The 23966-nt window shown below is 63.8% G+C and carries 18 protein-coding genes and 1 tRNA gene; 7 read left to right on the forward strand and 12 right to left on the reverse strand.

Annotation, left to right across the window (positions count from 1 at the left end):
- Window positions 1-160: 160 nt before the first annotated feature.
- From lon to FHW58_RS07150, 7 genes are all read right to left on the reverse strand, one after another.
- The gene (gene lon / locus FHW58_RS07120; protein ID WP_179672349.1) at window positions 161-2572 is read right to left on the reverse strand and encodes an endopeptidase La; all 2412 of its coding nucleotides are present in this window, start codon (window positions 2570-2572) and stop codon (window positions 161-163) included.
- A gap of 262 nt (window positions 2573-2834) precedes the next feature.
- Window positions 2835-4103: an ATP-dependent Clp protease ATP-binding subunit ClpX gene (clpX, locus tag FHW58_RS07125; protein ID WP_179672350.1), complete on the reverse strand. Its 1269-nt coding sequence runs from the start codon at window positions 4101-4103 to the stop codon at window positions 2835-2837.
- 169 nt (window positions 4104-4272) lie between these two features.
- Entirely contained in the window at window positions 4273-4890 is a 618-nt protein-coding gene (clpP, locus tag FHW58_RS07130) for an ATP-dependent Clp endopeptidase proteolytic subunit ClpP (RefSeq protein WP_373996668.1), read from the reverse strand.
- A 116-nt stretch (window positions 4891-5006) separates the two neighbouring features.
- Window positions 5007-6347, reverse strand: coding sequence for a trigger factor (tig, locus tag FHW58_RS07135; RefSeq protein ID WP_179672352.1), 1341 nt, complete (start codon window positions 6345-6347; stop codon window positions 5007-5009).
- A 32-nt stretch (window positions 6348-6379) separates the two neighbouring features.
- Window positions 6380-6466 (reverse strand) — tRNA-Leu (locus FHW58_RS07140).
- A 212-nt stretch (window positions 6467-6678) separates the two neighbouring features.
- Window positions 6679-9765: an efflux RND transporter permease subunit gene (locus tag FHW58_RS07145; protein WP_179672353.1), complete on the reverse strand. Its 3087-nt coding sequence runs from the start codon at window positions 9763-9765 to the stop codon at window positions 6679-6681.
- Window positions 9762-10874, reverse strand: coding sequence for an efflux RND transporter periplasmic adaptor subunit (locus FHW58_RS07150; protein ID WP_373996640.1), 1113 nt, complete (start codon window positions 10872-10874; stop codon window positions 9762-9764). Before FHW58_RS07150 ends, FHW58_RS07145 begins: the two co-directional genes overlap by 4 nt.
- A gap of 168 nt (window positions 10875-11042) precedes the next feature.
- On the opposite strand from FHW58_RS07150, the gene hpnC reads away from it, so the two are divergent.
- Window positions 11043-11876, forward strand: coding sequence for a squalene synthase HpnC (hpnC, locus tag FHW58_RS07155; protein WP_179672354.1), 834 nt, complete (start codon window positions 11043-11045; stop codon window positions 11874-11876).
- Between the two features lie 24 nt (window positions 11877-11900).
- On the opposite strand, the gene FHW58_RS07160 is transcribed toward hpnC, so the two are convergent.
- On the reverse strand, window positions 11901-12230 hold the full coding sequence (locus FHW58_RS07160; RefSeq protein WP_179672355.1) for a hypothetical protein: 330 nt from the start codon (window positions 12228-12230) through the stop codon (window positions 11901-11903).
- 202 nt (window positions 12231-12432) lie between these two features.
- Between FHW58_RS07160 and hpnD the strand changes: the two genes are divergently transcribed.
- The 4 genes from hpnD to FHW58_RS07180 all read left to right on the forward strand — a co-directional run bounded on the left by hpnD (window position 12433) and on the right by FHW58_RS07180 (window position 16459).
- Entirely contained in the window at window positions 12433-13266 is an 834-nt protein-coding gene (gene hpnD, locus FHW58_RS07165; protein ID WP_179672356.1) for a presqualene diphosphate synthase HpnD, read from the forward strand.
- Window positions 13259-14707: a hydroxysqualene dehydroxylase HpnE gene (gene hpnE, locus FHW58_RS07170; RefSeq protein ID WP_179672357.1), complete on the forward strand. Its 1449-nt coding sequence runs from the start codon at window positions 13259-13261 to the stop codon at window positions 14705-14707. The genes hpnD and hpnE overlap by 8 nt, the downstream gene beginning before the upstream one ends.
- Before the next feature lie 140 nt (window positions 14708-14847).
- Complete coding sequence (locus tag FHW58_RS07175; RefSeq protein WP_179672358.1) at window positions 14848-15642, forward strand: DUF1700 domain-containing protein; 795 nt, start codon at window positions 14848-14850, stop codon at window positions 15640-15642.
- Between the two features lie 10 nt (window positions 15643-15652).
- Window positions 15653-16459 (forward strand): head GIN domain-containing protein, encoded by an 807-nt coding sequence (locus FHW58_RS07180; RefSeq protein WP_179672359.1) that lies wholly within the window; start codon window positions 15653-15655, stop codon window positions 16457-16459.
- A 45-nt stretch (window positions 16460-16504) separates the two neighbouring features.
- Here FHW58_RS07180 and FHW58_RS07185 read toward each other — a convergent pair whose 3' ends face one another.
- Window positions 16505-17785, reverse strand: coding sequence for a TIGR03862 family flavoprotein (locus FHW58_RS07185; protein ID WP_179672360.1), 1281 nt, complete (start codon window positions 17783-17785; stop codon window positions 16505-16507).
- A gap of 32 nt (window positions 17786-17817) precedes the next feature.
- On the opposite strand from FHW58_RS07185, the gene FHW58_RS07190 reads away from it, so the two are divergent.
- Window positions 17818-18060 (forward strand): hypothetical protein, encoded by a 243-nt coding sequence (locus FHW58_RS07190; protein ID WP_179672361.1) that lies wholly within the window; start codon window positions 17818-17820, stop codon window positions 18058-18060.
- A 10-nt stretch (window positions 18061-18070) separates the two neighbouring features.
- Here the strand turns inward: FHW58_RS07190 and moaD are convergent, their stop codons facing one another.
- Genes moaD through thrC form a run of 3 tightly spaced genes read right to left on the reverse strand, consistent with a single transcriptional unit; the run spans window position 18071 to window position 21020 of the window.
- Window positions 18071-18325, reverse strand: coding sequence for a molybdopterin converting factor subunit 1 (gene moaD / locus FHW58_RS07195; RefSeq protein ID WP_179672362.1), 255 nt, complete (start codon window positions 18323-18325; stop codon window positions 18071-18073).
- Window positions 18325-19542: a gephyrin-like molybdotransferase Glp gene (gene glp / locus FHW58_RS07200; RefSeq protein ID WP_179672363.1), complete on the reverse strand. Its 1218-nt coding sequence runs from the start codon at window positions 19540-19542 to the stop codon at window positions 18325-18327. Before glp ends, moaD begins: the two co-directional genes overlap by 1 nt.
- Complete coding sequence (gene thrC / locus FHW58_RS07205; RefSeq protein WP_179672364.1) at window positions 19542-21020, reverse strand: threonine synthase; 1479 nt, start codon at window positions 21018-21020, stop codon at window positions 19542-19544. Before thrC ends, glp begins: the two co-directional genes overlap by 1 nt.
- 181 nt (window positions 21021-21201) lie before the next feature.
- Here thrC and FHW58_RS07210 point away from each other — a divergent pair, with 181 nt between their 5' ends.
- Window positions 21202-23940: a bifunctional diguanylate cyclase/phosphodiesterase gene (locus tag FHW58_RS07210; protein WP_179672365.1), complete on the forward strand. Its 2739-nt coding sequence runs from the start codon at window positions 21202-21204 to the stop codon at window positions 23938-23940.
- The last annotated feature ends 26 nt before the right edge of the window (window positions 23941-23966 follow it).

Raw genomic sequence — 23966 nt, forward strand, 5'->3', positions numbered from 1 at the left:
ATATCCGTCGCCGCTTAAAATACGGCAACGCGAAAAAAATCAGGCCGTATTAAACAAGCCAGCCCCTTGTCGTGTCAAGGCTGCACAATAGAAAAATAAGTAAAAATAAAAAAACAGGCGCTATATAAGCGCCTGTTTTATTGGTATTACTGCCAGATCGTTAATGTTTTACCACGTCGCCCTGACCATCGGTCTTGGCGGCGGCGGCGGCCACAGCCTCCACCGGCGCGGTTTCCACCAGCGGCTCAGGCTGGCGTTCGAGCGCGATTTCCAGCACCTTGTCGATCCAACGCACCGGCACGATCTCCAGCTTGTTTTTGACGTTGTCCGGAATGTCGGCCAGGTCCTTCACGTTCTGCTCAGGGATCAGCACGGTCTTGATGCCGCCGCGCTGCGCCGCCAGCAGTTTCTCCTTCAGGCCGCCGATCGGCAGCACCTCGCCGCGCAGCGTGATCTCGCCGGTCATGGCGACGTCGGCACGGACCGGAATGCCCGTGAAGACCGACACCATGGCGGTGGTCATGGCGATACCGGCGGACGGACCGTCTTTCGGCGTCGCGCCTTCCGGCACGTGAATGTGGATGTCCGATTTCTCGAACACTTCATTCTTGATGCCGAGGCGCTGGGCGCGGCTGCGCACCACGGTGCGGGCGGCTTCGATCGATTCCTTCATCACGTCGCCCAGCGTGCCGGTGCGGATGACGTTGCCCTTGCCCGGCATGGTCACGGACTCGATGGTCAGCAGATCGCCGCCCACCTCGGTCCATGCCAGACCGACCACCTGGCCAACCTGGTTCTCTTTCTCGGCCACGCCGAAGTCGTAGCGGCGCACGCCCAGGAACTTGTCCAGGTTTTTCGGCGTGACGGCGACTTTCTTCTCCGACTTCTTCAGCAGCAGCATCTTCACAACCTTGCGGCAGATCTTCGACACTTCGCGTTCCAGCGAACGTACGCCGGCTTCACGGGTGTAGTAGCGCACGATGTCGCGGATGGCGGCGTCGCTGACCGAGATCTCGTCCTCTTTCAGGCCGTTGTTCTTGATCTGCTTCGGCAGCAGGTAGCGCTGCGCGATGCTGGCTTTTTCGTCCTCGGTGTAACCCGACAGGCGGATCACTTCCATCCGGTCCAGCAGCGCCGGCGGGATGTTGAACGAGTTCGAGGTGGCCACGAACATCACGTCCGACAGGTCGAAGTCGACCTCGATGTAGTGGTCCGAGAAGGTGTGGTTCTGCTCCGGATCCAGCACCTCCAGCAGCGCCGACGATGGATCGCCGCGGAAGTCCGCCCCCATCTTGTCGATCTCGTCCAGCAGGAACAGCGGATTGCGCACGCCGACCTTGGCCAGCGATTGCAGCACCTTGCCCGGCATCGAGCCGATGTAGGTACGGCGGTGACCGCGGATCTCGGCCTCGTCGCGCACACCGCCCAGCGCCATGCGCACGAACTTGCGGTTGGTCGCGCGGGCGATCGACTGGCCCAGCGAAGTTTTACCCACGCCTGGAGGACCAACGAAGCACAGGATCGGCGCCTTCAGCTTGTCCACGCGCTGTTGCACCGCGAGGTATTCCAGGATGCGTTCCTTGACCTTCTCCAGGCCATAGTGGTCGCCTTCCAGCACTTTTTCAGCGTTGGACAGGTCGTTGTTGACCTTGGACTTTTTCTTCCATGGCAGGCTGACCAGGGTGTCGATATAGTTGCGCACCACGGTGGCTTCGGCCGACATCGGGGACATCAGCTTCAGCTTCTTCAGCTCGGCGGTGGCCTTGTCCAGCGCCTCTTTCGGCATCTTGGCCAGCGCGACTTTCTTCTCCAGCTCGTCCAGATCGGCGCCGTCCTCGCCCTCGCCCAGTTCTTTCTGGATGGCTTTGACCTGCTCATTCAGGTAGTACTCGCGCTGCGATTTCTCCATCTGGCGCTTGACGCGGCCACGGATGCGTTTCTCGACTTGCAGGATATCCAGCTCGCCTTCCAGCTGACCCAGCAGATGCTCCAGGCGCTTGGCGACGCTGAAGATCTCCAGGATCACCTGCTTCTGCTCCAGCTTGAGCGGCAGATGGGCGGCCACGGTGTCGGCCAGGCGGCCGGCGTCGTCGATGCCCGACAGCGAGGCCAGGATCTCCGGTGGAATCTTTTTGTTCAGTTTGACGTACTGGTCGAATTGCTGAACGATGGCGCGGCGCATGGCTTCGATTTCCGAATCGTCGCCCAGCTCGGAATCGAGCGGCGTCAGGTCGGCCACGAAGTGCGTCGGCGTGTCGGTGATCTTGTTGATGCGGGCGCGCTGCGCGCCTTCGACCAGCACCTTGACGGTGCCGTCAGGCAGCTTCAGCATTTGCAGAATGTTTGCCACGCAGCCGATCTCGTAGATGTCGGAAGCAGAAGGTTCGTCCTTGGCTGCCGCTTTTTGGGCGGCAAGCATGATGCTCTTGCCTTGCTCCATCGCGGCTTCCAGCGCCTTGATCGATTTTGGGCGCCCTACGAACAGCGGTATCACCATATGCGGAAATACGACGACGTCCCGCAGCGGCAATAACGGCAGTTGAGTTTGCTCAGTTAATTTGGAAGTAGTCATGGCGTACCTTATGTGAAAGCGTGATTATGATGTGGCGTTGTTCCGCCCAATCACAAGACCGACCTGCAAGAAATATTCCTCATATAAAAGAATATTTTCTGCACTCTAAAAGAATTGGTAATAAAAAAAGCCACGCGCGACCAGCGTCACGAGTGGCTTTCCGACTGAAGCCTGATTCTTTTATTGGTTTTGATTGTACCGCCTTGCCCCACGGATGCGAAATGAATTTTGCTGTCGCGTGGGGCAAGTGTGCACTCGTTATTTAATTCTCACCAGAAGCCTTGGCCTGCTCCTGATAAATCAGCAAAGGTTTTGCGCCACTGGTAATCGTATTTTCATCGATAACCACTTTGGTCACATTGGTTTCATTCGGCAGTTCATACATGGTATCCAGCAGCGCGTGTTCCAGGATCGAACGCAGGCCGCGGGCACCGGTCTTGCGCGCCAACGCTTTCTTGGCGATGGCGTGCAGCGCGGCCGGACGGATCTCCAGTTCCGCGCCTTCCATCTCCAGCAGCTTGGAATACTGCTTGATCAGCGCGTTCTTCGGCTCGACCAGGATCTGGATCAGCGCCTCTTCGGTCAGCTCGGCCAGCGTGGCCACCACCGGCAGACGGCCCACCAGCTCGGGGATCAGGCCGAACTTGATCAGGTCTTCCGGTTCCGCCTCCATCAGCACCTCGCTGACGTTGCGCTCGGACTTGCTCTTGACCGAGGCGCCGAAGCCGATGCCGGACTTCTCCGAACGGTTTTCGATGACCTTGGCCAGGCCGTCGAACGCGCCGCCGCAGATGAACATGATGTTGGTGGTATCGATCTGCACGAAGTCCTGGTTCGGGTGCTTGCGGCCGCCTTGTGGCGGCACCGAGGCCATGGTGCCCTCGATCAGCTTCAGCAGCGCCTGCTGCACGCCCTCGCCCGACACGTCGCGCGTGATCGACGGGTTGTCCGACTTACGGGAGATCTTGTCGATTTCGTCGATGTAGACGATGCCGCGTTGCGCTTTGTCCACATCATAGTTGCAGCTCTGCAACAGTTTCTGGATGATGTTCTCGACGTCCTCGCCCACGTAGCCGGCTTCGGTCAGCGTGGTGGCGTCGGCGATCACGAACGGCACGTTCAGCATGCGCGCCAGCGTCTGCGCCAGCAGCGTCTTGCCGGAACCTGTCGGGCCGACCAGCAGGATGTTGGACTTGGCCAGCTCGACGTCGTCCTTCTTGCCGAGGTGCTTGAGGCGCTTGTAGTGGTTGTACACCGCCACCGACAGGATGCGCTTGGCCGTCTGCTGGCCAATCACGTACTGGTCCAGCAGGTCCTTGATTTCATGCGGCGTCGGCAGGTCCGACTTGGCGCCCGAGACCGACTCGATGGCCGAGGTCTCGTCGCGGATGATGTCATTGCACAGATCGATACACTCGTCGCAAATGAACACCGACGGGCCGGCGATCAGCTTCTTCACCTCGTGCTGGCTTTTGCCGCAGAACGAGCAGTACAGAAGTTTTTCGCCGCTGGAGGATTTTTTGTCTGACATGGGCAGTTATCTTTGGTTACAGAATGGCTTAGCCGTTACCGGGAAGCAAGTGATTCATAAATGCAGTCCGGAAAAATCCGCTTACATACACATGCTACCCGAAATAAAAACGAAACGCCCGAACGATTAATCGTCCGGGCGTCTTTTTAGCAATGCTGCGGGGGAAGCATTAAGCCCGGTTGGTCAACACTTTGTCGATCAGACCGTACTCTACCGCTTCTTCCGCCGACATGAAGCGATCGCGATCGGTATCTTTGGCCACCTGTTCGATCGTTTGGCCGGTGCGTTCGGCCATGATCGAGTTGAGGCGATGGCGCAGGTAGAGGATTTCCTTGGCCTGGATCTCGATATCGGACGCCATGCCCTGCGAGCCGCCGGACGGCTGGTGGATCATCACGCGCGAGTTGGGCAGCGAGAACCGCTTGCCCTTGGCGCCGGCCGCCAGCAGGAACGCGCCCATCGAGGCGGCGATGCCGGTGCACAGCGTCGAGACGTCAGGCTTGATGAACTGCATCGTGTCGAAGATCGCCAGGCCGGCCGAGACCGAACCGCCAGGAGAGTTGATGTACAGCGAGATGTCCTTGTCCGGATTTTCGCTTTCCAGGAACAGCAGCTGGGCGACCACCAGGTTGGCCATCTGGTCGTTGACCGGGCCGACCATGAAGATAATGCGTTCCTTGAGCAGGCGCGAGTAGATGTCGTACGAGCGCTCGCCGCGACCGCTTTGTTCCACCACCATCGGGACCAGACCCAACATTTGGGTGTCCAGTGCCGGATTACGGTTCATACCAGTCATTCTATTTCCTTGTGAAGCAGCCAGGTTCAGAAACTTTACCACCGCCGCCGCTCCGGTGAAAGCCGGACCAACGACGGTGACGCCGTCTTGATTCTAACCTAACTGAATTACGCTTGTGCGTTGCTTCCCATCAGCTCGTCAAAGGCGATGACCTTGGACGAGGTTTTCGACAGGCCCAGGACGTAGTTAACGACGTTTTCTTCCAATACAAGGGCTTCGACTTCCGCCAGGCGACGACGATCGCTGTAGTAGTACTTCAGCACTTCACGTGGGTCTTCGTAGCTCTGGGCGAAGTCTTCGATCTGGGCTTTCACCTGCTCAGGCTGGGCTTGCAGGTTGTTCTCGCCAACCAGCTGCGACAGGATCAGGCCCAGGCGCACGCGACGCTCGGCTTTTTCCGCGAACAGTTCGGCCGGGAACGGCACGTCCTTGACGTTCATGCCGCGCTGGGCCATGTCCTGGCGGGCCATTTCAGCCAGACGCTCGGTGTCCTGGGCGATCAGCGACTTTGGCACGTCCAGGGTGGCGGTCTTGACCAGGGTTTCCATCACGGTTTCCTTGTTGCGTGCTTTCACGCGGCCAGCGACTTCGCGCTCCAGGTTGACCTTGATGTCTTCGCGCATCTTGGCGACGTCGCCATCGGCCACGCCCAGCGACTTGGCGAACTCGGCGTCCACTTCCGGCAGGTGCGCCCATTCCAGCTTCTGCAGGGTGATGGTGAACGAGGCGGTCTTGCCGGCCACGTCCTTGCCATGGTAGTCCTCCGGGAAGGCCAGCGGGAAGGTCTTCGACTCGCCCACTTTCAGGCCGACGGTGGCGGCTTCGAATTCCGGCAGCATGCGGCCTTCGCCCAGCACGAAGGCGTAGCCTTCGGCCTTACCACCCGGGAATTCGACGCCGTCGATCGAGCCGACGAAGTCCACGGTCACGCGGTCGCCGTTGGCGGCAACGGCTTCGCCGCCGTCGCCGTGCTCGCCGGCTTCGCCCTTGGTGTGGAAGTGCACGCGCTGCTTGCGCAGGATGTCGATGGTCTTGTCGATTTCCGCGTCGGTCACTTCGGCCTTGACGGTTTCGATTTCCACCTTGGTCAGGTCGCCGATTTCGACTTCCGGATAGATTTCGAAGGTGGCGTCGAAGGTCAGCACGCCGGCTGGCGATTCGGCCTTCGGTTCAATGTTCGGGAAACCAGCAACGCGCAACTGGTTTTCGTTTGCGGCGTCGTTGAAAGCACGGCCAACTTTATCATTCAGCACTTCGGTTTCGATCTGATAACCGTACTGTGCTGCGACCATTTTCAGAGGAACTTTGCCCGGACGGAAGCCTGGTGCCTTAGCCGTTTTGGCTTGCACTTTCAGGCGCTTCTCAACTTCAGCGCGGACTTCGGTCAGCGGGAAGGAGATCGTGATACGACGTTCGAGTTTGCCCAAGGTTTCGACTGCAGTTGCCATGTAAAAATCGTCCAAAAAATAAGAAATACAGTTGGTGCGAGGAGGGGGACTCGAACCCCCACACCATTGCTGGCGTCAGGACCTAAACCTGGTGCGTCTACCAATTTCGCCATCCTCGCGGCTTGTTTGCACAAAAGCAAAGGGCGACCCGTAAGTGAAAACGGTCGCCCTATTCCTGCTCTTTTGCGCAGGAGCTTTCAACTTCAACGCGATATTCTAACGGGTTTTCAGAGAAATGGTGACGATTTTTAGTATGTCGCCAACATTCTCACAATAAACCCGCAAAGCGGCCGGTTTTGGGGTCTGACCCCGTACGGGGTCAGACCCCGCCTCACCGGGTTTTCTTTACGCGGAACCAGGCCGCATACAGCGCCGGCAGGAACAATAATGTCAGCGCGGTCGCAAGGATTAACCCGCCCATAATTGCCACCGCCATCGGCCCCCAGAATACTGAGCGCGACAAGGGAATCATCGCCAGCGCGGCGGCCGCGGCCGTCAGGATAATCGGCCGGCAGCGGCGCACCGCGGATTCGACGATGGCGGTCCAGGCGTCATGCCCGGCCCGGATGTCCTGCTCGATCTGGTCGACCAGGATCACCGAGTTGCGGATGATCATGCCGAACAGCGCGATGATGCCCAGGTTGGCCACAAAGCCCAGCGGCCGCCCCAGCACCAGCAGCGCCATCGCCGCGCCGGCCACGCCCAGCGGCCCGGTCAGGAACACCAGCAGTGCCCGCGAGAAGCTGTGCAGTTGCAGCATCAGCAACGTAAAGATCAGGAAGATCGCCAGCGGCAGGTTGGCCGCGATCGACGCTTCCGCCGCCCCGCTGTCCGAGGCCGCACCCTTGACGGTGATGGCGTAGCCGGCCGGCAGCGCGTCGCGCAACGCCTTCAGTTGTGGCTCGATCTGGCTGGAGACGGTCGGTCCCTGGATGTGGTCGCCCACGTCCGACTGCACGGTGATGGCCCAGTCGCGCCCTTCGCGCCACACCACGCCCGGTTCCCAGACGAAGTGCGCGCGCGCCAGTTGGCTGATCGGCACCGACTTGCCGCTGGCGGTCGGAATATTGGTGTCGTTCAGCACCGAAATGGTCGCGCGTTCATCCAGCGGCTGGCGGATCTGGATGTCGATCAGCTTGATGCCCTCGCGGAACTGGCCGATGCGCGTGCCGGACAGAATGGTGTTGGCCGCGCGCATCACCGTTTGCGAGGTCACACCCAGCGCGCGCATCTTGTCCTGGTCCAGATCCAGCCGCAGCACCTTGACCGACTCGTTCCAGTTGTCGTTGACGCCCACGGTGTTGGGATTGGCGCGCATGATGTCCTTGACCTGGTCGGCGATCGCGCGCACCTTGTCCACCTCGGTGCCAGTGACGCGGAACTGTACCGGGTACGGCACCGGCGGCCCGTTCGGCAGCAGCTTGACGCGGCCGCGCACTTCCGGGAAGTCGTGCTTGAAAACGTCGACGATCTTGTCGCGCAAGGCCGTGCGCGCCTTCAGGTCCTGCGGCAGCACGACGATTTGCGAGACGTTGGTCTGCGGGAAAATCTGGTCCAGCGGCAGGTAAAAGCGCGGCGAGCCGGTGCCGACGTAGCTGGTGACACTGACCACACCCTCCTGCTTGCGGATGAAGTCCTCGAACTTCTTCACCTGCGCCTCGTTGGCGGCGAAGGCCGTGCCTTCCGGCGTCCACAGCTCCACCATCAGCTCGGGACGGCTGGAGTCGGGGAAGAACTGCTTCTCGATGAACTTGAAGCCATACACGCCCAGCGCAAACACCGCCAGCGTGGCGCCGATGGTGATCCAGCGGTATTCCACGCACCAGTTGACCAGCGCGCGGAACTTGCGGAAGCCGGGCGTGTCAAACAACTCATGTTCGCCGCCGCCGTCCGCGTGCGGTTTCACTTTCAGCAGCACGTAGCCGAGATACGGCGTAAAGGTCACCGCCACCACCCATGAAATCACCAGCGCGAGGGCGTTCACCGAGAACAGCGAGAAGGTGTACTCGCCCGCTGCCGATTTGGCCAGGCCGATCGGCAGGAAGCCGGCGACCGTGATCAGCGTACCGGTCAGCATCGGAATCGCGGTGGACTTGTAGGCGAAGGTGGCGGCGTCGAAGCGCGACATGCCCTCCTCCATCTTGCGCACCATCATTTCGACCGCGATGATGGCGTCGTCCACGAGCAGGCCCAGCGCGATGATCAGCGCACCCAGCGAAATCTTGTGCAGGTCGATGTCCAGCATGCGCATGAACAGGAAGGTGACCGACAGCACCAGCGGTATGCTCAACGCCACCACCAGCCCTGGCCGTACGTCCAGCCGCAGCCTGGGCTTGCTGTGCAGACCCAACGCCACGAAGCTGACGCCCAGCACGATCAGCACCGCCTCGATCAGCGTGTGGACGAACTCGCCCACGGAGGCCTTGACCGCCTCCGGCTGGTCCGACACGCGCTCCAGCTCGATGCCGATCGGCAGCTTGGCCTTCAGTTCGCGCACGGTTTTCTCCATGTGCTTGCCGAGCTGGATGATGTTGCCGCCCTTCTCCATGGATACGCCGAGGCCGATCACTTCCTTGCCATTGAAGCGCATCTTGTTGCCCGGCGGGTCCTGGTACTCGCGCTTGATGGTGGCGAAGTCGCCGAGGCGGAAGGTGGTGCCGTTGGCGCGCAGCTCCAGCGCTTCCAGGTCCTTGACCGTCTTCAGCGCGCCGGTGACGCGCACTTGCAGGTTGTCGGTCGGCGTCACCAGCACGCCGGTGGATTCCACCGTGTTCTGCGTGGCGATCTGGTTGGCGATGGTTTCGATCGGTATGCCCAGTTGCGCAAACTTCTGGTGCGAAAACTCGATGTTGATCTTCTCGTCCTGCACCCCGAACAGCTCGACCTTGGATACCAGCGGCACCGCCAGCAACTGCTGGCGCACGAAGTCCGCGTAATCCTTCATCTCGGCATAGGTGAAGCCGTCGCCGGACAGCGCGAAGATAGAGCCATAGGTATCGCCGAACTCGTCGTTGAAGAACGGCCCCTGCACGCCCGACGGCAGCGTCAGTTGGATATCGCCGATCTTCTTGCGCACCTGGTACCAGGCGTCGGCCACGTTCTTGGGTGGCGTCGATTCGCGCAGCTTGAGGATGATGGTGGTTTCGCCCGGCTTGGAATAGCTGGAAATCTCGTCGATGCCGGGCGTTTCCTGCAGCTTTTTCTCCAGCTTGTCGGTGACTTGCTCGGCCATCTGCAGCGCGGTGGCGCCCGGCCAGTTGGCGCGCACCACCATCGCGCGGAAGGTGAACGGCGGATCTTCATCCTGGCCGAGATTGCTGTAACTGAGGAAACCGCCGATCAGCAGCACGGCGATCAGATAGCGCGTCAGCGGGATGTGTTCCAGCGCCCAGCGCGAGAGGTTGAATCCTTCCTTCATTTGCCGGCTCCGGCGACGGCTGGCGCGGGCGCGGCTGCGGGCAGGTCATTGCCCAGGATCTTGACTTTCTGGCCCGGCTTGAGCAGGTTGACGCCGGCCGTGACCACCGTCTGGCCCGGCTTGACGCCGCTGGCCAGCACGATGTCGTTGCCGGTCACGCCGCCGATGGTCACCGGCGTCAGCTTGACGGCGCCCTGCTCCACCAGCCACACCGAGGTGGCGTTTTTCTCATGGAACAGGGCAGTCAGCGGCACCTTGATTTGCGGCGCCGGCGTCCTGGAGGCGAACAGCACCACCGCCGTCATGCCGAGCTTGGCCTCGGCCGAGTCGGGGATGGACACCTTGACGGTGTAGGTGCGGGTCGACGGATCGGCCACCGGCGAGATTTCGCGGATCTTGCCCGGCACGGTGTGCCGGGGATCGGCCCACAGGCGCACCTGCACGTCCGGAATGCGGCGCAGCGCGTCGACCTTGTCTTCCGGCAGGCCGATGACGATTTCCTTCTCGCCGGCCTTGGCCACGCGCACCACCGGCGTACCGGCCGCCACCACCTGGCCAATTTCAGCATCGACCGAGGTGACGACGCCATCGACGTCCGACAGCAGCGCCGCATACGCCGCCTGGTTGGACTGGCCGCGATACGCCGCCTGCGCCGCGTCCACGCTGGCCTGCGCCGATTTATAGGTCGATTCCTTGGCGTCCAGCACCGACTGGCTGACGAAGCTCTTGCTGACCAGTTCCTGGTAGCGCTTCAGGTCCGCCTTGGCGAGGTCGCGGTTGGTCTCGGCGGCGCGCAGATTGGCCAGCGCCTGGGCCTGCGACAGTTGCAGGTCCTGCGGATCGAGCTGCATCAGCACCTGCCCTTTCTTCACCAGCGTACCGACGTCGACCTTGCGGCTGACGATCTTGCCGCCGACGCGGAAGCCCAGGCGCGACTCCACCCGCGCCCGCACCTCGCCGGAAAACTCGGCGTTCACATCCACGTCGCTGCTGGCGAGCTGGAGGGCACGCACCGGGCGGATGTCTTCGGTTTTGTCTGCCGGCCTGGCGCAGGCGCCAAGCGCGGCCGCCACCGAGGCGGCGACCAGCATGTTCTTGAGAGTGGACACAGCGGCTTCCTTTTTTAATGACTGACAGGTTATTTATAAATTATAAGCCGAATAACTTGCTTTGCAAATGACTGCCGCGTCATTAATTTGGCCTTGCTCTTATTTCATGATGGCACTACCATTACGCGCTGGAAACCCACCCCGGCACCTGCCGCTTTGCTCTGTTTTATGCCGGTCGATCACTACGAAAACTTCCCTGTTGCCTCGATTCTGCTGCCCAAGCGCTTGCGCCCGGCGGTGGAAGCCATCTATGCCTTTGCCCGCAGCGCGGACGATCTGGCCGATGAGGGCGATGCCGCGCCGGAGGAACGCCTGGCCGCGCTCAGGGCCTACGAGGACGCGCTGGCGCGCATCGAACAAGGCGCCACCGACCACCAACCGATGTTCGAACGGCTGGCGCAGGTGGTGCGGGAATATGACCTGCCGCTGAAGCCGCTCTACGATCTGCTGTCGGCGTTCAAGCAGGATGTGCTGGTGTCGCGCTACGCCACCTACGACGCGCTGCTGGACTATTGCGCGCGCTCGGCCAATCCGGTGGGCTTCATGATGCTGCACCTGTACGGCGCGGCGGACGAGGAGAATGTGCGCGACTCGGATGCGATCTGCACGGCGCTGCAACTGATCAATTTCCTGCAGGATGTGGCGATCGATCTGCACAAGGAGCGCATCTATATTCCGCTGGAGGATCTGAGCCGGTTTGCGATTTCGCCGGCGGCGCTGGACCATGCCAGCGCGCGGCCACGTTGGCGCTCGCTGATGCGCTTCGAAGTCGAGCGCGCCCGCCAGCTGATGCTGAGCGGCGCGCCGCTGGCCCTGCGGCTGCCGGGGCGTATCGGGTTTGAGTTGCGCATGGTGGTGCAAGGCGGCCTGCGGATTCTGGACGCCATCGAGGCGGTGGAGTATGACGTGTTCCTGCACCGTCCCAAGCTCAGCAAGCGCGACTGGATGGGCGTCTTCTGGGCCGCCGTGCGCATGAAGAAGCGCCTGATGCGGCTCCGTTGACGCCGCCGGCGGAACGCCCGAGCGTTAAACCGGCGCGTACGTCCGGGACGAGCTGATTTTCTGGTCGCTGCGCTCGCGCAGCGCCGGCACCGCGGATGACGGCGGTGGCGCAGAAACTTTGGGCGCCGCCACTGGCGCCGAGGACTTGCCCTGCTTGAGCACCAGCTCGCGCACCGACGCCGCCTCCGACACCGACAACGCCGTCTGGCAATTCACGCCCTCGTTGGAAATCTGCCATTCCTGGTAATCCCCAACACTCAAGGTACGCAGTTTCTGCTCGTCGAGCAGCTTGCAGCGCTGGGCCGTGTCACGCGCCTCCTGCAAATTCTGCATGTAATACGTGGCCGTTTTCATCGGCACCGTATCGTCCGCAGACGAGCCCTGGCATCCAGCAACGGCTGGAAGAATCATCAAGGCTGCGACAATCTGTAGATTCATACGTAAGAACTCCGACAAAGGTAACATATTGTATCCGCAAATCGCCATAAGTTGCAGACCACGCGCATCCCCCTTCCTATAGAATAGCGGCTTCGAACAGCCCATTGCTTTTTTATCCATGTCACCCGACGACTACTGCCAGCAAAAGACCGCTCAAAGCGGCTCCAGTTTTTACTACAGCTTCCTGTTCCTGCCGCCGGAGCGTCGCCGCGCCATCACCGCCCTGTACGCCTTCTGCCGCGAAGTCGACGACACCGTGGATGAGTGCACCGACGAGTCGATCGCCCGCATCAAGCTGGCCTGGTGGCGCAAGGAAATCAGCAGCATGTACGCCGGCACCCAGACCCATCCGGTGACGCAGGCGCTGGCGCCGCACCTGCAGCCGTACAACCTGAAGGAAGAGCACCTGCAGGCCATTATCGACGGCATGGAGATGGACCTGAACCAGACCCGCTATCTCGACTTTGCCGCCCTCAACAAATACTGCTGGCACGTGGCCAGCGTGGTCGGCATCCTGTCGGCCAGCATCTTTGGCGTGACCAATCCGCAAACGCTGCAATTCGCCGAAAAGCTCGGCCTGGCCTTCCAGCTGACCAACATCATCCGCGACGTCGGCGAGGACGCCCGCAAGGGCCGCATCTACCTGCCGATCAACGAACTGCAGCAGTTCAACGTGACCGCCGCCGACATCCTCAACGCCAGGCACACCGACAAGTTTGAACAACTGATGGCCTTCCAGATCGCCCGCGCGCAGACCGTCTACGACGAAGCCTTCGCGCTGCTGCCCAAGGAAGACCGCCGCGCCCAGCGTCCCGGCCTGATGATGGCCGCGATCTACCGCACCCTGCTGACCGAAGTCGAGGCCGACGGCTACCACGTGCTGCAACACCGCATCTCGCTGACGCCGATCCGCAAGCTGTGGCTGGCGTGGAAGACCTACGTCCGTGGCTGACCGCGATCTTGCCTCCCCGGGCGCGCCCACCGACAAACGCGGCCAGCCCGATCCCGGCCAGACGCGGCGCTCGGTGGCGGTGATCGGCGCCGGCTGGGCCGGCTGCGCGGCCGCCGTCGAGCTGGCCCAGGCCGGCTACAAGGTGACGCTGCTGGAGGCCGCCCGCACCTTCGGCGGCCGCGCCCGCCGCGTCGACACCGACCGCGCCCACCTCGACAACGGCCAGCACATCCTGCTGGGCGCCTACAGCGAAACACTGCGCCTGATGCAACTCACCGGCGTCGCGCGCGACCAGGCCGTGCTGACGCTGCCGCTGCAGATGCGCTATCCGCCCAACACCGGCGGCATGGACTTTGTGGCGCCATCGCTGCCGCTACCGGCGCCGCTGCACCTGCTGACCGCCCTGTTCAGAGCCCAGGGCCTGACCGGCGAAGACAAACTCAGCCTGGCCCGTTTCACCACCTCGGCGCGCTGGATGGACTGGCAGTTGCACAACGACTGCAGCGTCAGCGAACTGCTGGAGCGCTTCGACCAGACGCCACGCCTGATCGCGCTGATGTGGCGTCCGCTGTGCCTGGCGGCGCTGAACACGCCGCCGGAACGCGCCTCGGCGCAGATCTTCCTCAACGTGCTGCGCGATAGCCTGGGCGCGCGCCGCCGCGCCTCGGACATGCTGCTGCCGCGCACCGATCTGAGCAAACTGTTCCCGGAGGCGGCCGCCGCCTGGGTGGAAGCACGCGGCGGCTCGGCGCGCGGCGGCGCCAAGGTGCAGGCGATCCGTTCGATCGAGGGCCGGCTGTGGCAACTGGACATCAGCGGCTCGGCGGTCGGCGGCACCTGGAGCACGTATTTTGGCGGCGTGGTGCTGGCCACCGGCGCCAGCCAGGCCGCCACGCTGCTGCACGACATTCCCGGCCGCGACACCAGCGCCCTGTGCGCCCGGCTGACCGCCTTCGAGCCGGAGGCCATCACCACCGTCTACCTGCAGTACGACGCCGCGATCCGCCTGAAACTGCCGTTTTATGCGCTGCGCGACGATCCCGGCAACCACCACTACGGCCAGTTCGTGTTCGACCGCGGCCAGCTGGACGCCAGCCAGGCGGGCCTGCTGGCGGTAGTCATCAGCGCCTCCGGGCCGGCCGCCGCCCAGCCGCAGGAATTGCTGGCCGAGGCGGTGGCGGTGCAACTGGCGGTCGACTTCCAATGGCCGGAGCTGGGCCGGCCCGACTGGTTCAAGGTCATCACCGAAAAGCGCGCGACCTATGCTTGTGCGCCGGGCCTGCGCCGTCCCGCCAACGACACCGGCCTGCCCGGCCTGGTGCTAGCGGGCGACTACACGGCCGCCAGCGATGCCGCCAAGAACTATCCGGCGACGCTGGAGGCGGCGGTGCGCAGCGGCGTGGCCGCCGCCGCGCTGTTGAAGAGGAGCGCCGTCCAGTAGCCGGTTTTGGTCGCCTGTGCCGCCTTTTATGCAGCCTGTCACATGCCTGTGGCGCGTGGACGGGCGTGTGCGTACAGTCGCATCATCGGTTAAGCCGTATCGTGGGCTGAAACTCAAAGCAACATTGGAAAACTGACATCATGAACAAGCAGCAATACCTCGACGCGCTCAGGCAGGCGATGCAGGGTCTGCCGCCGGAAACGGTGGCCAAGACCCTGGCCTACTACGAGCAGCGCTTCATCGACGGCCTGGTGGCCGGCCGGAGCGAGGCCGAGGTGTACCAGGAACTGGACGAGCCGCGCAAGATCGCCATGACCTTGCGCGCCAACGCGCACCTGAGCGCCTTCGGCCAGAGCAAGACGCCGTTCAACCTGGCACGCGCCATGGTGTCCTTGGTCGGGCTGGCGATCTTCAACCTGTTCATGGTCATCCCGGCCATGGTCTATGCCAGCTTGCTGGGCGCGATCTATATCTCGGCGTTTGCCTTTTACATCGGCGGCGTGGCGCTGACGGCCAGCGGCCTGTCGGGCCAGAACGAGCTCGCGCTGGAGGGGCCGCTGCACCACCTGATGGAGTTCACCAACTCCCACTTCGACACCCGCGCCGAGGAAGAAGATGCGCAGGGCTGGCGCGTGTCGATCGACCGCATGGGGGTGCAGATCAACAAGGATGAAACGGACGGCGCGCCTTCGGACGAGGAAGGCCTGAGCCGCAGCGGACGGCTGCTGAACCGCGCCGAGTCGGTGGCCACCGGCGACGTCGTCATCACCACCGATTTCGACAGCGGCGCGCGCACCACGCAGTCGCTGATCGGCCTGGGGCTGATCCTGGGCGGCATCGGCCTGTGCCTGGTCAGCATCGTGCTGACCCGTTATACCGTGATCGGCCTGAAACGCTATGCGGCGATGAACGTGTCGCTGCTGCGCGGCCGTTGAGGATGGGAATATGCGAGCTTTAATGAAAATCGGCGCCAGCCTGCTGGTCCTGGCCTTTGTGCTGATCGGCGTGACCTACAGCATGCTGAAGGCCTACGGCAGCAATAACCCGACCAGCACCGTTGGCCGCTCGCTGGGCAGCGAGACGCGCAAGATCGACGCCATGGCCACTTCGGTGGAGCTGAGCGGGCCGATCGACCTGATACTGACGCAGGGCCAGGCCGCGTCGCTGCGGGTGCGCGGCGAACAGCGTTCGCTGGCCAACGTGGAAACCGTGCAGGATGGCCGCGACCTGCACATCGGCACCAAGGGCATGCTGCTGAATCCCCGTCACCGGCTGCAGGTGGAGCTGATACTGCCGTCGCTGGAGGAACTGGTGGTGAGCAGCAGCGGCGATACCAAGGCGTCCGGCTTCAACGGCGAGCGCATGGAACTGCAACTGCATGGCTCGGGCAATGTGAACTTCAGCGGCCGCTATCGCACGCTGACCGCCGGCGCGCATGGCAGCGGCAACCTGAATCTGAACGCCGGCAGCACCGAGAACGTGGAGCTGGAGATGATCGGCTCCGGCAAGATCACCGCGTCCGGCAGCTGCAAGACGCTGGAGGCGGAACTGACCGGCTCCGGCGACCTGGATGCGCGCCACCTGGCGGCGGAAAAAGTGACCGTGAATCTGAAAGGCTCGGGCACCAGCCACGTCTTCGCCAAGCAGTCGGCCGACCTGACGCTGCGCGGCAGCGGCGATATCCGCGTGCTGGGCAACCCGGACCAGCGCAACGTCAGCCGCACCGGCTCGGGCGACGTCAGCTGGGAATAAGCGCCGCCGGCGGCGCGGCACCGCGTCATCGACGCGGCCCGAAGGTTAGCGCGCCGCGGCCCAGGCCAGCGCATCGCGCGCCGCCGCCACGCCGCCGGCCAGGCAGGCGGTCAACAGATAGCCGCCGGTTGGCGCCTCCCAGTCGATCATCTCGCCGGCCACGAACACGCCCGGCACAGCCTTCAGCATCGTCCCTTGCAACGCCTCCCAGCGCACGCCGCCGGCGGTGCTGATCACCTCATCGATGGGGCGTGGCCGCAGCAGCGTCACCGGCAGCCGCTTGATGCCGGCCGCCAGCCGCGTCTCGTCGCCGAACTGCTCCTTGCTCAGGCACTCGCGCAACAGCCCCGCCTTCACCCCCTTGATGCCAAGCCGACTTTGCAAATGGCTGGCCATGGAGCGCGCACCGCGCGGCCGCGACAACTCGTCCAGCACCCGCTGCTCGCTCCAATCGGGCATCAGATCCAGCCAGATGGTCGTCTGGCCATCGGCTGCAATCTGGTCGCGCAGCGCGGCGGACAGCGCATAAATCAGGCTGCCCTCCACCCCGCCCCGCGTCACCACGAACTGTCCCTGACGGCGCATTTCCTGTCCCTGCCCGTCGCGCGCGATGACGGCCACCGTCATCAAGGGCTCGCCCGCGTGACGGCTGCTGAAATGCTCGCTCCAGGCGACATCGAAGCCGCAATTGGCCGGCGCCAGCGGCGCCACCGCCACGCCACGCGCCGCCAGCCAGGGCAGCCAGGCGCCGTCTGAACCCAGCCTCGCCCAGCTGCCGCCGCCCAGAGCCAGCACCACCGCGTCAGGCCGCACCAGCAGATCGCGCGTGGCCGCCGGACGGCCTTCGCCATCCTGAGCGCCACCGTCATCGCCAGGCGCTTCGAAGCACAGCGCCTCATCCCGCCAGCCCAGCCAGCGGTGGCGCATGTGAAAGCGGATGCCGCTCTCGCGCAGGCGATGCAGCCAGGCGCGCAGCAAGGGCGCCGCCTTCATATCGGTCGGGAACACGCGGCCGGAAGTGCCGACAAACGTCTCCAGCCCGAGGCCATGGACAAAATCGCGCACCGCGCCCGGGCCGAACGCATCCAGCATTGGCCGCAACGGCGCCGCGCTGGCGCCGTAACGCGTCACGAAATCCGCATACGGCTCGTCGTGCGTGATATTCATGCCGCTGCGCCCCGCCAGCAAAAACTTGCGTCCGACCGAGGCCATGGCATCATAGACGTCCACCTGCGCCCCGCCTTGCGCCAGCGTCTGCGCGGCCATCAGCCCGGCGGGGCCGCCGCCGATGACGGCGACGCGAAAAGATGTCAAACTAGACTGCATGCATTCGGTCCGATAAAAACGAGGGAGAAACCATGGGTGCGCTATTCTGGATAAAACGCTTCCTGCTGGCGGCCGTGCCGCTGTTTGGCATACTGGCGGCGGTGGAATGGTTCAAAGGATCCACCGCCAGGGAAGATTACCTCAGCGCCGCCGCCTGGTCGCTGATCGCGGCGGGCGTGTTCACCTACTCGGCGTGGCGCCGCTACCGCCACGCCAAGGCGTGCGGCATGTGCGACGACCTGGCCGCCGCGCGCAAGGCCAAAAAAACGACTTGAGCGGAACGGCTCAGCCGCCCGTCACCGGCGGGAAGAACGCCACTTCGGCGCCATCGGCGATGGCCGTGTCGGCGCCGCACATCACCTGGTTGTACGCCATGCGCAGCGCCGGATGGCTCAAGGCCTGCTGCCACTGCTCGCCGCGCGCCGCCAGATGCTCGCACAGCGCGCCCACCGTGCCCACGCCGGCCGGCAGCGCCATCGATTCCGACGACGTGCCCACAGCCTCGCGCACACTGGCAAAGAATTTTACGGTAATCACCATCAGTACAATAACTCGCTAAACGGTATAAATCGAACCACGTCGCCGGCGGCGATGGCCTGGCCCGGAGGATTGTCAACCACGCCATCGCCCCACACGGTCGACGTCAGCACGCCGGAACTCTGGTTGCGGAACAGCTCCACGCCGCCGGCGTCGTTGATGCGGACGCGCAGGAACTCGTTGCGCTTGTCGGCCTTGGGCCAGTCGAAATCGGCGCGCATCGGGAACGCGCGCGGCGCGATCGCGCCCTCCACGCCCTGCAGCCGCAGCACGAACGGCCGCACGAACAGCAAAAAGGTCACAAAGCTGGACACCGGATTGCCCGGCAGGCCGATGAAGAACGCCTGCCGCACTTCGCCAAACGCCAGCGGCTTGCCCGGCTTGACCGCGATCTGCCACATATTCAGCTTGCCCTCGGCTTCCACCGCCGGCTTGATGTGATCCTCCTCGCCGACCGATACGCCGCCGGACGTCACGATCAGGTCATGGCCTTGCGCCGCCTCGCGCAGCACCACGCGCGTGGCGTCCAGCGAATCCGGCACGATGCCGAAATCGGTGATCTCGCAGCCCAGGTTCTCCAGCAGCGCGCGCAGCGTGAAACGGTTGGAATTGTAGATCGCGCCCGGCGCCAGCGGCTCGCCCGGCATGGTCAGCTCGTCGCCGGTGAAGAACACCGCCACGCGCAGCTTGCGCCTGACCGGCAGTTGCGCCAGGCCGACCGACGCCGCCAGGCCCAGCTCCTGGCTGCGCAGGCGGGTGCCAGCCGGCAGCACCACGCTGCCGCTGGTGATGTCCTCGCCGGCGCGGCGTATCCATTCGCCCGCCTTGGGTGCATGGCGGATGGTGACCACATCGCCAACCAGCTCGCACTGCTCCTGCATGACGACGGCGTCCGCACCTTCCGGAATCATGGCGCCGGTGAAGATGCGCGCCGCCGTCCCCGGCAACAACGGCTGGCCCACGTGACCGGCCGGAATGCGCTGCGACACCGTCAGCGACGCCTGGCCGCTGGCGCAATCGGCGGCGCGCACCGCGTAGCCGTCCATCTGGGTATTGTCGGCGCCCGGCACGTTGATGCCCGACACCTGCGCCGTCGCCAGCACGCGGCCGTTGGCCTCCAGCGTCGGGATGACTTCCACCTCCGCCACCGGGCGCACGGCGGCCTGCATCTGCGCCAGCGCTTCGCTGACGGACAGCATCGGCTTACGCGGCTCGCTCATCACAGACCCGTATTGGCTGCGATGTAGGCCTTCATGGCCGCGACATCTGGCTTCATGACCACAAACTTCTGCGGCAGGTCTTCGATGTTCTCGAAGCCGTCCGGGCGTTCGGCATCCTCGCCCAGCGCTTCCAGGATGGTTTCGTTGAACTTGGCCGCCAGCGCCGTTTCCAGCACGATCATCGTCACGCCCGGCTCCATGTGCTCCTTGGCGACCTTGATGCCGTCGGCGGTGTGGGTGTCGATCACGATGCCGTAGTCGTCCGCCACGTCGCGGATGGTGTTGACGCGGTCGGCGTGGGTGGATTTGCCGGACTTGAAGCCGTACTTCGACACCAGCTTGAATTCGTCGCCGTCGCTGCCTGGCTTGCCGGACAGGTCGAAGCCGCCGTGGGTCTCCACTTTCTGGAACAGCGCGCGGGTGCGATCGCTGTCGCGGCCCACCAGTTCATAGACGAAGCGCTCGAAGTTGGACGCCTTGGAGATGTCCATCGACGGGCTGCTGGTGTGATAGGTTTCGGCCGACTTGCGCACGCGGTAGACGCCGGTGCGGAAGAATTCGTCCAGCACGTCGTTTTCGTTGGTGGCGGCCACCAGCTTGTCGATCGGCAGCCCCATCATACGGGCGATATGGCCGGCGCAGATATTGCCGAAGTTCCCCGACGGCACGGTGAACGACACCTTCTGCTCGTTGGAAGTGGTCGCCGCCAGGTAGCCGCGGAAGTAGTACACCACCTGCGCCACCACGCGCGCCCAGTTGATCGAGTTGACGGTGCCGATCTTGTATTTGGCCTTGAATGCCAGGTCGTTGGACACGGCCTTGACCATGTCCTGCGCGTCATCGAACACGCCTTCGATGGCGATGTTGAAGATGTTCGGATCCTGCAGCGAGAACATCTGCGCGGTCTGGAAGGCGCTCATCTTCTTGTGCGGCGACAGCATGAAGACACGGATGCCCTTCTTGCCGCGCATTGCGTATTCGGCGGCGCTGCCGGTGTCGCCCGAGGTGGCGCCGAAAATATTCAGTTCCGCGTTCTGCCGCGCCAGCGCATATTCGAACAGGTTGCCCAGCAGCTGCATCGCCATGTCCTTGAAGGCCAGCGTCGGGCCATTGGACAGTGCCTGCAACACCAGCCTGGTGCCGTTCTCGCCCTCTTCCAGCACCCGCAGCGGCGTGATGTCGGCGGCGCTTTCGTCCTTGCGGGCGTTCTTGTACACCTCTTGGGTATAGGTCTTGGCGGTCAACGCGCGCAGGTCGGCTTCCGGAATATCGGTCGCGAACTTCTTCAGGATCTCGAACGCCAGCTCCGCGTACGACAGCTTGCGCCACGCATCCAGCTCGGCGCCGGTCACTTGCGGGTACGTCGCGGGCAGGAACAAGCCGCCATCGCTGGCCAGGCCGCCCAGCAGAATGTCGGAAAATTGGTGGGGAGACGAAGCGGCGGCCGACTGGGCGGCGCGGGTAGACACGTATTGCATAAATAAGAAGAAGATTCCAGTTGAGCTGCAGGACGGTACAAAGCGAGGGACTATTATAGTGCGCCTTGCGCCGTCCCGTGAAATTCACGTTGTTTTATGGTCATGACCTTGACCTGCGGTGCTGGCTGGTGACGTGGTCAGGCCATATACTGTTGACCTTCCGTCCACCTGTGCAGAATCGATGAAGTCCCACGCCCGTCCGCCGCAACCGCAATTCGTCAGCTACCTGTGGGCCTGCTCCGGCACGCTGCTGCTGGTGGCGGTGGCATTCATGTTCTATGTGTGGACCGAAAAACGCATCGACCAGGCCAACGACGTGCGCTATGCCTCGCACAACCTGGTGGAGGAGCTGCGCCAGTCTTCCGACGACCTGACGCGCATGGCCCGCACCTACGTGGCCACCGGCGAGCCGCAGTATCGCAAGAATTACAACGACATCGTCGACATCCGCGAAGGCCGCGCGCCGCGCCCGCGCAATTACGAAAACGTCTACTGGGACCTGGTGCAGCCCAACGGTGTGCGGCCGCGCGCCAGCGACGCGCCGGCACCATTGATGCAACTGATGCGCGAGGCGCACTTCTCGCCGGAAGAGCTGGCGCTGCTGGCCACCGCCAAGAACGAGTCGGACAAGCTGATTAACCTCGAAGTGGCCGCCATGGACCTGCGCGCCAACGGCGGCAGCGTCGAACAGGCCACCGCCATGCTGCACGACGCCGCCTATCACCGCACCAAGGCCGACATCATGCGCCCCATCGGCGCCGTCAACGACAGCGTCGACCGCCGCACCCGCGCCCTGGTCGAGGAGACGGCGCTGGACGCCAACCTGGCGCGCAGCGCCTTCATGTTCAGTGCCCTGATGCTGGTACTGCTGGTGTGGCGCGCCAAGCGGCGGCTGGACGCGGCGCTCGGCTGTTCGGTCGACCAACTGCAGGCCGGCATGGAAAAGCTGGGGCGCGGTGACTTCTCCGATCCGCTGACCGTCAACGACAACGCGCGCGACAGCGTGTGGGGCTGGCTGGCGCACACCCAGCAAGGGCTGGCGCGGCTGGACCGGGAGCGCAACGAGGCACTGGAGCGCATCCAGCGCATCAGCCGCCTGTATTCGGCACTCAGCCAGTGCAACCAGGCCATCGTGCGCAGCCACAGCGAGGCCGAGCTGTTCGAACGCATCTGCCGCGACGTGGTCAACTACGGCGGCATGGCGATGGCCTGGATCGGCATCATCGACAAGGAGCATGGCCGGATCAACGTGGCCGCCTCCTTCGGCGGCGGCGTCGAATACCTGGACCAGCTGGAAGTGTCGCTCGATCCCAACACGCCGGAAGGCCGCGGGCCGATCGGCCTGTCCTACCACAGCGGCCAGCCCTACTGGTGCCAGGATTACCAGCACGCGCCCGAGACGGCCTACTGGCACGCGCACGGCGCGCGCTATGGCTGGGCCTCGTCGGCGGCGGTGCCCTTACGCCGCGACGGCGAGATCATCGGCTTCTTCGCGCCCTACTCCAGCGATGTGAATGCCTTCGATCCGGAGGTACGCGAGCTGCTGCTGGAGATGACGCTGGACATCGAGTTCGCGCTGAAAAACTTCGACCGCGAAGCGGTGCGGCAGCAGGCGGACCAGCGGGTGCAATACCTGGCGCACTACGACCTGCTGACCGGCTTACCGAACCGCTCGCAACTGCACGAGCGCGCCCGCCATCTGCTGGAACAGGCGCGCATCCACCGCACCCCGATGGCGCTGCTGATGATGGACCTGGACCACTTCAAGGACATCAACGATACGCTCGGCCACACGGTGGGCGACGCCCTGCTGTCCGAACTGGCGCTGCGCCTGACCGGCTGCCTGCGCGAGACCGACCTGGTGGCGCGCCTGGGCGGCGACGAATTCATCTTCGTGCTGCCGAATGCCGGCGGCAGCGAAGCCAGCGACGTCGCCCGCAAGCTGCTGAACGTCACCGGCCAGGCCCACACGGTCGGCGCGCACGACCTGAAGGTATCGGCCTCGATCGGCATCGCCATGTATCCGGACGATGGCTGGGACGTGGAAACCCTGCTGCAACGCGCGGACGCCGCCATGTACCAGGTCAAGCGCGCCGGCCGCCACGACTTCCGCTTCTTCACCGCCGCCATGCAGCAGCGCGCCGCGCGCCATCTGCAGCTGGTGAACGCGCTGCGCTATGCGCTGGAGCGCGAACAACTGCACGTGGTGTACCAGCCGCAGGTATCGCTGAAGACCGGCCAGATCGTCGGCGCCGAGGCGCTGCTGCGCTGGAACACGCCGGAGCTGGGGGCGGTGTCGCCGGCCGAATTCATCCCGGCCGCCGAGGACAGCGGCCTGATTGTGGCCATCGGCGACTGGGTGCTGCGCCAGGCCGTGCGCCAGGCGCGCGCGTGGCTGGACGATGGCCTGCCGCCGCTGGTGATGGCGGTGAACCTGTCCGCCATCCAGTTCCGCACCGCCGACCTGCCGTCGCACGTGGCCCAGGTGCTGTACGAGGAAGGCCTGCCGCCGGAATACCTGGAGCTGGAGCTGACCGAGGGCGTGGCGGTGCAGGATCCGCAAGGCGCCATCGCCACCATGAACCAGCTGCACGATCGCGGCATCCGCATGTCGATCGACGATTTCGGCACCGGCTTCTCGTCGCTGAGCCACCTGAAGAAGTTCAAGGTCTACAAGCTGAAGATCGACCAGTCCTTCGTGCGCGACATCAGCACCGACAGCGAGGACAAGGCCATCGTCAGCGCCATCATCAACATGGCCCGCAGCCTGGGGCTGACCACCATCGCCGAGGGCGTGGAGACGGTGGAGCAGCTGGAGTTCCTGCGCGAGCAGGATTGCGACGAGATGCAGGGCTACCACTTCAGCAAGCCGCTCGCCGCGGACGCGTTCCGCAAGCTCCTTCAACACGAAAAACGTTGACGCAATCGATTACGCGTGTAATCATC

Origin of the sequence: Duganella sp. 1224 (assembly GCF_013408245.1) — a bacterium.
Taxonomy (GTDB): Bacteria; Pseudomonadota; Gammaproteobacteria; order Burkholderiales; family Burkholderiaceae_D; genus Rugamonas.